Raw genomic sequence first — 8,607 nt, forward strand, 5'->3', positions numbered from 1 at the left:
TTCTTTGGGTTTTTATTTTAAATTTTCTCGTTCGAATTAATTATAGAATCTGCCATTTATTTTAATTAACGTTGGTATATTTGTATAATATTTTAAAATAATGATTATTATTTTAAAATCATGATATAATTTAGGTGCTAGGAACCTGGTGGCAGTATCCTTATATGAATACTTGTCTTAATTCCTACTTCTATTGTTCGACATTTGGTAAACAGGATTCTTTCGTGTAATCAATGAGTTCCTAACTATATTTCTAGCACGTTTCCCGAAAAAAATTCATTTCTTATTCCACCCTGTTTACCTTTCCATTAATTCTTTCGCTGCCACCAAGCTACTAGCCAACTTTTGGACTGGAAAATCCCAGTCCTTTTTTGATACTAAAATTTCCTGCACATTTTTGGTGCTGGTATCCTCCGTATTTTTTTGATGATGTCCTCAATTTTTTTCTTTCAAGTACCTCCTGCCCTGCATTTTTTGTTAAAGACTGGTAGACTACTATTAATTAGTGTCATTCTGATTGAAGGTTTGTACCTCGAACTTTCGCAATCCCTTACGGGTTTTGCTGAATATTTTATTTGAAAGCTGGTTTTTTTCATGATTGCAATTTTCTATGGTTTCCTAATTGGTTGCTTCGTTACCTTGATTGGTGGCGGAGGTGCCACTTTTTACCTTGGTGTCTTAACCTCGACTTTAGGCATGTCAACAGTCGTCGCCGTCCCAACCTCGCTTTTAATTGCCGTCTTCGCCCTCTTTTCAGGCATGGTAACACAGTGGCGGTTAAAAAATATCGAAAGTAAGCTTGGTAATCGGTTGATTATTGCCGGGATTCCAGGCATTATCATCGGTACCGCCGTCTCTCGGTTCATTCCCGTTGCCGTTTATAATATTGGCGTTGGAATCTTGCTGACAGGAATGGGCCTGATTGTCGTCATTAAAAATTTCCGCAAGAAAAAGGAAAATGAAAAGTCCAACGAAAATAGCAAAGTTGCCCCACTCTTCGGACTGATTTCCGGACTCATGGTTGGATTTGGTGGCCTATCAGGTGGATCGGCCACCGTGGCGGGTCTTTCGATTATGAATGTTCCCGCGGTTAAGGCTGCTGGTACCACGACTTATGTTTTGTGGGTCTTGGCTGTTGTCGGCCTTGTTAGTCACTTATTAAGCGGCGGCCCCATTTCTTGGACAGCTGGTCTCTACTTAATGATTGGTGGCGTCGCTGGTTCGATTCTAACCCCACTTGTTTTGAAACAATTCGATCCCAAAAAGATTAACAAATTCTTGTCGCCCTTTATCGGCTTCGTCATTATGTACTTTGGCATTCGTTTATTTTTTTAAAAATTAGTTATCAATAAAATAGGATGATCGCAACAATCGCAATCATCCTATTTTTTTAGATTAATATCAGGCCTCTTCGACCGTTACGCCATCAACGGCAGCACGGATTTCCTCGGCGTATTCCTGTAACTTTGCTGGTGCATTTTGACCGTTGTCGGCCACAATCTGGACACAGGCGGACCCAATAATGACCCCATCGGCCAAATCAGCCATTGCTTGCGCCTGGTCGGCAGTATGGACACCAAAGCCAATGGCAACCGGCACATCCGTGACCGCCTTAATTTGCCCAACGACTTCCGCTAAATTAGAAGCAAAAGACTCGCGAGTACCCGTCACCCCCAAGGAAGAAACCAGGTAGATAAAGCCGGTCGCCTTTTTGGCAATCATTGGAATCCGCTCACCAGACGTCACCGTAATCAACGGAATCAAATCCAGCCCATGCTTGTCAGTAAAGGGAGCCAATTCCCCTCGTTCTTCATAGGGCAAATCGGGGATAATCAGGCCATCAACACCGAATTTTTCACAGTCGGCAGTAAAACGCTCATAGCCGTACTGGAGGACAACGTTTAGGTAGACCAAGAAGACCAGCGGCACCGCTGTTTGCCGTCGAATTTCCTTTACAGCTGCAAAAATAGATTCAATCGGTAAATCAGGGTCACGCAAGGCTCGCAAATCGGCCGCCTGAATAACGGGACCGTCGGCGACTGGGTCGGAAAAAGGAATCCCGATTTCAACTACATCAGCGCCCCCTTCAGCCAAGGCCACGACATTGCTAACAGTCGTTTCCATGTCTGGATCATTAGCGGTGACAAAGGCAATAAAATTTTTATGGTTTTTAAAACTTTGACTAATTTTACTCATGAATTTCAACCCCCCGGTACTTGGCAATCGCGGCCACATCCTTGTCGCCGCGGCCAGATAATGTGCAGACAATGACCTGGTCTTTTGGCAATGTTGGCGCTAATTTTTGCACGTAGGCCACGGCATGGCAGCTTTCAATCGCAGCAATAATGCCCTCTTGCTTGGCAATGTACTCAAAGGCATCCACGGCCTCATCATCGGTGATGCCAACATATTGGGCCCGGTGTTCGGCCGCCAAGGCGGCGTGCTCTGGCCCAACTCCTGGGTAATCTAACCCGGCCGAAATCGAATAAACCGGATTAATTTGGCCGCTATCATTTTGCAAAAAGAGCGACTTCATGCCGTGAAAGACACCCAACCGGCCCTTTTCGATGGTCGCCGCCGTCAAATCAGTATCAACACCCTTGCCGGCTGCTTCCACGCCAATCAAATCCACCTCGGGATGGTCGATGTAGTGGGCGAAACTACCGATGGCATTGGATCCGCCACCAACACAGGCAATGACCTTATCAGGCAAGCGTCCCAATTGGTCCTGAATTTGTTGCTTGGATTCCTGGCTAATGACACTTTGAAAATCACGCACCATCTCCGGATAAGGATGGGGACCGGTTGCCGATCCCATCACATAAAACGTGTCCTCAGGTCGGGCCGCAAAGTCCTGCAGAGCGGCATTAATGGCATCCTTTAAGACCATTGATCCGGAAGTCACGGCATGAACCTTGGCCCCAAGGAGTTCCATCCGATAGACATTCAAACGCTGACGGTCAGTGTCTTCCTTCCCCATAAAGACTTCACATTCCAGGCCGAACAAGGCAGCAATTGTTGCCGTGGCCACCCCGTGTTGACCGGCACCGGTTTCGGCAATCAAGCGTTTCTTGCCCATTCGCTTGGCTAATAGTGCTTGGCCAATCACGTTGTTAATCTTATGAGCCCCCGTGTGGTTCAGATCCTCGCGTTTGAAATAAATTTGAGCGCCACCAAGGTCTTCCGTCATATTTTTAGCATAGTACAACAGCGATGGGCGGTTGGCGTAATTAGCCAGTAGATCAGCCAATTCCGCCTGAAAATCAGGATCGGCCTTCGCTTCCTGGTAAACATCGGCCATCTTATTCAACTCATTCATCAGAGTTTCCGGCACATATTGGCCACCATACTCTAAGAACCGACCGGCTTGTTTCTTTGTCTTATATTCTGTTTCCATTACTTTCTCTCCTCTTGATGGGCAATGGCTACCAGTGCCACCATCTTGTTTAAATCTTTGTGTCCCTTTGTCTCCGCCCCAGAACTCACATCAACGAAATCAGGCTGATAAATCTGCAATAAATCGCTTAGATTATTGGATTGAATCCCGCCGGCCACAAATAAATGAGTCGGTGACAAACCGGTTAACCGCTGCCAATCTAATCGTTGACAAGACCCAGCACCAGCATCAACCATTAAAAAATCAACTAGGTCGAGATTACTACCTGGGTGTTCGTCCGAACTGCCATTAAAGTTTGCTAAAGGGAAATTACTGGCTGACTTTTCGTCCAAACGGCTACTAAAATTGGCTAAAACCGGATCACTGGCTGCCTGTTCGGCCAAACGGCCACTAAAATTGGATAAAGCCGAATCACTATCTTGATGCTTTTCCAAACCGCTATCCTGCTCTTTGAGCCGACGCAGCCGAAGCTGATTTTGCCAATCCTTAGCCTGGTCAATGGCACCATCCCCGACCAAAGCTTGAATAATTGGAACGCCGGCCACCCGTAACCGCCGTACTTCGACGATTGGCCGCTGACCATGCAGCTGAATCATTTGAATCGTCCCCGTTTCAACTAATTTCAAAATCGTTTCGACCGGTTCAGCAACGAACACGCCGACCAGGGGAATCCGCTTATCCAGCGCCTTGCGCACTACTAAAGCTTCCTCTGCCATAACCTGATGGCGACCGGGAGCAAAGACCACCCCCGCCAAATCAGGGCGCGCCTCGTTGGCCATCAATGCCTCGTCCTTAGTCATCAAACCACAAATTTTAATCTTGGTCATGGGCCTGCTCCCCCAATCCTGCTGCAATAAAGGCTTTCGGGTTAGCCGACTTCATCAAGGCCTCCCCGATGAGCACACCATTAATTCCTAAGGATTGCAAGTGGACGATATCTTCCGGCTTTTTCACGCCACTTTCGGCAATAAAGGCAACGGAATCAGGCACCAAATCAAAGAGTCGTTGGCTGTTATCAAAGGAAACGGTAAAATCCTTTAAATTACGGTTATTAACCCCAATCATCGTGGCACCGACGGCCAGCGCCTGTCTGATTTCATCCTCGTCGTGTGTCTCGACTAACACCGCCAGTCCCAGGCTTTCAGCCAGGTTCAAATAAGCTTCCAAATCCTCTGGTGACAAAATCGCCACAATCAACAGAATAATTTTTGCGCCCGCGACCCTGGCCTGATAGATCATATAGGGGTCGATAACAAAGTCTTTCCGCAATACGGGGCTGGTCACCGCTGGCACAATCTCAGCCAAATAGTCTAATTTGCCCAAAAAGTAATCCGGCTCGGTTAGGACCGAAATGGCCGTTGCGCCGGCTTGATCATAGGTTTGGGCAATTTCTTGGTAAGGAAAATCAGCTGCAATCACGCCCTTGGAAGGCGAGGCTTTCTTAACCTCGGCAATCACGTGAATCCCCGGTGCTAAAAAACGGTCGTAAACGTCCTGCGGGTCAGCCACCGGCAAGGCTTCCGCCTGCGTTTTCAAATCAGCTACCGGCACCGCTTCCTTTTCTTTTACTAGCCGGCTTTTGGTAGCGGCCACTAAATCATCTAGAATCATTCAACTGCCTCCGCAGCGGTTAAAGTTGCCAGCAATTCGGCCACCCGACCATCATCGAGGGCCTCCTGGACTAATTTCACACCCTCTTTAATCGTAATGGCTGGGTTGACGGCATTCAGACCAATGGCTGCATTTAAGACAACGATATCGCGCTTGGCCCCCCGTTCTTCACCAGACAAGATGGCTCGGGTAATAGCCGCATTCTCCTGCGCCGTCCCACCAACAATCTCTTCTTTGGTTGCCCGCTTCAAACCGAATTCCTCAGGAGTAATCGTTTGGAACTGAATATTGTCGCCCCGCAATTGCACTAACTTGGTTGGCGCTGAAATGGAAGCTTCATCGAGACCGTCCGTTCCATACAAAATGTTGGCCGACTGGACACCGAGCTGATGCAAAACCTGCGCCATTGGTTCTAACAATGCCCCATCATAAACGCCCAAAACCATTTTCTTGGGTTCGGCTGGATTGGCCAATGGTCCCAAGACGTTAAAGATGGTCCGAATGCCCAAGCCACGACGAACTGGAGCCACATACTTCATCGCTTGATGGTACTTTTGAGCAAAAAGAAAGGTAAAGTGATTGTCCTTTAGCATTTGTTCGGCCTGGTCAACCTCCTGGTTAATGGGGAAACCGAGGGACTCTAAGACATCGGCAGCACCACTTTTTGAGGATGCAGCTCGGTTACCATGCTTGACCACGTCATAACCCAGACTGGCGATGACCAAACCCGCCGTTGACGAAATATTAAAGGAATTGGAGTGGTCACCACCGGTACCAACAATGTCCAAGCCCGCCGGCTGCTTAGGAAATTCTAAGGCCGCTTGGCGCATTGCTTGGGCAGCCCCAGCAATTTCATCGGCCGTTTCACCCTTTGCCGTTAAGGCCGTCAAAAGGGCGGCAATCTGAATCTCTTCGGCCTGGCCGGTCATGATTTCGTTGATGACTTCGGCCGCTTCCTCGAACGTTAAGTTTTGCTGTCGGCTAACTTTTTGAATGACTGTTTTAATCATGGTTCTTCTCTCCCGTATAAGCTAAGAAATTAGTAAAAATTTGTTTGGCGACCGCTTGGTCCGTCATAATTGATTCGGGGTGAAATTCAACCCCGTAAACGTGGTTCTCTTCATCGGCAACCGCTTGGATAGTGCCATCATCGGCCTGGGCGGTCACGGCTAAGTGATTGGGAATGGTGGCCGGATCAATCATCAAGGAATGGTAGCGGCCAACCGTAAACGTTGTCGGACAACTGGCTAAAATACCTGCTGACTGATTGCCCTGCTGGTGAATCAAACTCGTCTTCCCGTGCATGAGAGGGGCCGTAACAATCTTGGCCCCATAGACCTCGCCAATTGCTTGGTGGCCAAGGCAAACACCGAGAACGGGCACTCGCCCGATGGCAGCTGCCAAAACGGTATTGAGGTTCCCAGCCTGATTTGGCCGACCCGGTCCCGGCGATAAGATTAATCCAGTCAACGTTGGCTCGTCCAGGTCCTCAATGCTTACCTGATCATTTTTCACCACCTTGATGGTCTGCTTGGTCAACTTGCCAATTTCTTGGTAGAGGTTATAAGTAAAGCTGTCATAATTATCAATTAGTAATAGCATCAGCCGCCGCCTCCTTTGTGACCAAGTCCAACATCAACCGGCTTTTATTTTCAAATTCACGATATTCTTCTTCTGGACTACTGTCGGCAACAATCCCAGCCCCAGCATGGACGACAAGGTTTTGATCCTTTTGATAAGCTAAACGAATGCCAATGCAGATATCGAGGTCGCCATCAAAACCGATTGTGCCGATGCCACCACCGTAAATGCCCCGCTTGCGGTCCTCCAACTGATTGATTATCTGCATGGCCGAAATCTTAGGTGCCCCCGATAACGTGCCGGCCGGCAAGGTCGCTGCTAAAATATCGACAGGGGTTAAATCAGCCTGGGCTTGGCTTTCGATTGTCGAACCAAGGTGCATCACATTTGGAAAGTAAAGCAAGTGACGCAGCTTTGTAACAGCGACCGTGCCAAATTGGCTAACCCGGCCCAAGTCGTTTCGCCCCAGATCAACGAGCATATTATGCTCTGCGAGTTCCTTTTCGCTATGCTGCAATTCCTGGGCAAAGAAGTGGTCCTCCTCTGTTGTTTTCCCCCGTCGCCTAGTACCCGCTAGCGGATACGAGAACAACCGGTCACCGGTCTTCTTAATCAATGTTTCCGGTGAAGCGCCGGTTGCCTGGTAGTCACCGTTATGAAAGTAGAACTGGTAAGGCGATTGTGGGCCATTCTGAAGCCTGGTAAAGACACCTGGTAGGAGTTGCTGGTTATGCGTTTTAGCCAGGTAAGGATTGGATAAAATCAGCTGAAAGATATCACCTGCATGGATGTGTTCTTTCGTTATCTGCACCCGGTCACTAAAGGCGGCCTGGGTAAATTGATTGGTAAAAGTTAGTGTGGGCTGGCCTTCAATCTCATCGCCCTCAAGCGACTCATGGTTGAAGCCATCCTGGTTTTCCTGCTTGGCAGCTGCTAACTCATTGTTCTGAACACGGTCCATGATTTCACCAGCCTGCTCCGCCAAATCATTTAATATTTGTTGGACCTTTTCAAAGTCAGCCTCAATACGGTCGGACGCCACCATTTGGCTTAAAATCAGCTCCTTGGTATCGTGCCGGTAATTGGCGACTACCTTTGGCAAAAATAATTCGAAATCTGCTAAGCCAAAATCATCTTGGGCCGGTGTTAAGTGCACATCGGGATTGTAGCGAACAAAATCATAGGCGAAGTAGCCAATTAACCCTGCTACAAAGGGGATGGTATCAGTCACCTTCGGAATTTTGTACTGTTGATAAAGCTGATTTAAGAAGGCAATTGGGTCGCCCTGCTTGGTTTCAACTTGACCAGCTGCGCTCGTCACTTGAATTTGGCCATCACGGCCGGTAATCGTTTGCTCAAGCGAAAGGAAGAAAGTCGTCACACCCTCACGTTGAAAGATCATCGTTTGATTCTGAGTTGTCCCCAACTCCTGCATGAGCACCACTGGGTCAAAATTGCTTATTTTCTTGCTAACAATCATTGGCAGGAAGGGATATTCTTGGCCATATTGCTTTAGGTCTGTCTGATTCAACTCTTGGTCACCTCGTTTCGTTTTTTCAACTAAAAAATCCGCCCATAACAACGCAATTTATGCTTTGTTAAGGACGGATTTTTTCCGCGGTGCCACCTTAATTAGACTAAAAAAACTGATTTCTTCGACAAAAAAAGCCGACGAAAAAAGTTTCCAGCCCCTCCTTAGCGAGATACCAACATATCCCCGACAACTGACGTATGCCTGACGTTTCCCCATACTTGAGCAACTACTCTTTCAGAAGAACCCTCCGTGGTCCATTTAACTGCCTGCGTTCCATCGCCTTCCCAGCATCGGCGACTCTCTTAGCGTGCACAACAATCTTGATCTCCACATCATTGGTTTTTATGGACGAACTATTTAATGCCCTCAGTTTAATCATAAAATGAAAAACTGTCAAGAAAAAATGAGGATTATTTTCATTTTTTTGATTTGGCAGATTCTATAATTAATTCGAACGAGAAAATTTAAAATAAAAACCCAAAGA

Annotated in this window: 8 protein-coding genes; 1 reads left to right on the forward strand and 7 read right to left on the reverse strand. The window is 47.4% G+C overall.

Going from position 1 to position 8,607, the window contains the following annotated elements; all coding sequences use genetic code 11:
- Nucleotides 1-594: 594 nt before the first annotated feature.
- The gene (locus FEFB_RS07825) at nucleotides 595-1,335 is read left to right on the forward strand and encodes a sulfite exporter TauE/SafE family protein (RefSeq protein ID WP_053069000.1); all 741 of its coding nucleotides are present in this window, start codon (nucleotides 595-597) and stop codon (nucleotides 1,333-1,335) included.
- A gap of 66 nt (nucleotides 1,336-1,401) precedes the next feature.
- On the opposite strand, the gene trpA is transcribed toward FEFB_RS07825, so the two are convergent.
- The 7 genes from trpA to FEFB_RS07865 are packed head-to-tail and all read right to left on the reverse strand — an operon-like array spanning nucleotide 1,402 to nucleotide 8,120.
- Entirely contained in the window at nucleotides 1,402-2,196 is a 795-nt protein-coding gene (gene trpA / locus FEFB_RS07830) for a tryptophan synthase subunit alpha (RefSeq protein ID WP_047975689.1), read from the reverse strand.
- Nucleotides 2,189-3,397, reverse strand: a complete 1,209-nt coding sequence (trpB, locus tag FEFB_RS07835) for a tryptophan synthase subunit beta (protein WP_047975690.1) — start codon at nucleotides 3,395-3,397, stop codon at nucleotides 2,189-2,191. Before trpB ends, trpA begins: the two co-directional genes overlap by 8 nt.
- Entirely contained in the window at nucleotides 3,397-4,224 is an 828-nt protein-coding gene (locus tag FEFB_RS08380; protein ID WP_053069001.1) for a phosphoribosylanthranilate isomerase, read from the reverse strand. The genes trpB and FEFB_RS08380 overlap by 1 nt, the downstream gene beginning before the upstream one ends.
- Nucleotides 4,211-5,008: an indole-3-glycerol phosphate synthase TrpC gene (gene trpC / locus FEFB_RS07850; RefSeq protein WP_047975691.1), complete on the reverse strand. Its 798-nt coding sequence runs from the start codon at nucleotides 5,006-5,008 to the stop codon at nucleotides 4,211-4,213. Before trpC ends, FEFB_RS08380 begins: the two co-directional genes overlap by 14 nt.
- Nucleotides 5,005-6,018 carry an anthranilate phosphoribosyltransferase gene (gene trpD / locus FEFB_RS07855; protein WP_047975692.1) on the reverse strand — a complete coding sequence of 338 codons (1,014 nt, stop codon included), beginning with the start codon at nucleotides 6,016-6,018 and terminating at the stop codon, nucleotides 5,005-5,007. The genes trpC and trpD overlap by 4 nt, the downstream gene beginning before the upstream one ends.
- Complete coding sequence (locus FEFB_RS07860; RefSeq protein ID WP_047975693.1) at nucleotides 6,011-6,610, reverse strand: aminodeoxychorismate/anthranilate synthase component II; 600 nt, start codon at nucleotides 6,608-6,610, stop codon at nucleotides 6,011-6,013. Before FEFB_RS07860 ends, trpD begins: the two co-directional genes overlap by 8 nt.
- Complete coding sequence (locus FEFB_RS07865) at nucleotides 6,594-8,120, reverse strand: anthranilate synthase component I family protein (protein WP_161795117.1); 1,527 nt, start codon at nucleotides 8,118-8,120, stop codon at nucleotides 6,594-6,596. Before FEFB_RS07865 ends, FEFB_RS07860 begins: the two co-directional genes overlap by 17 nt.
- Nucleotides 8,121-8,607 lie beyond the last annotated feature (487 nt).

Origin of the sequence: Fructobacillus sp. EFB-N1, from assembly GCF_001038455.1 — a bacterium.
GTDB classification, from domain to species: Bacteria; Bacillota; Bacilli; order Lactobacillales; family Lactobacillaceae; genus Fructobacillus; species Fructobacillus cardui.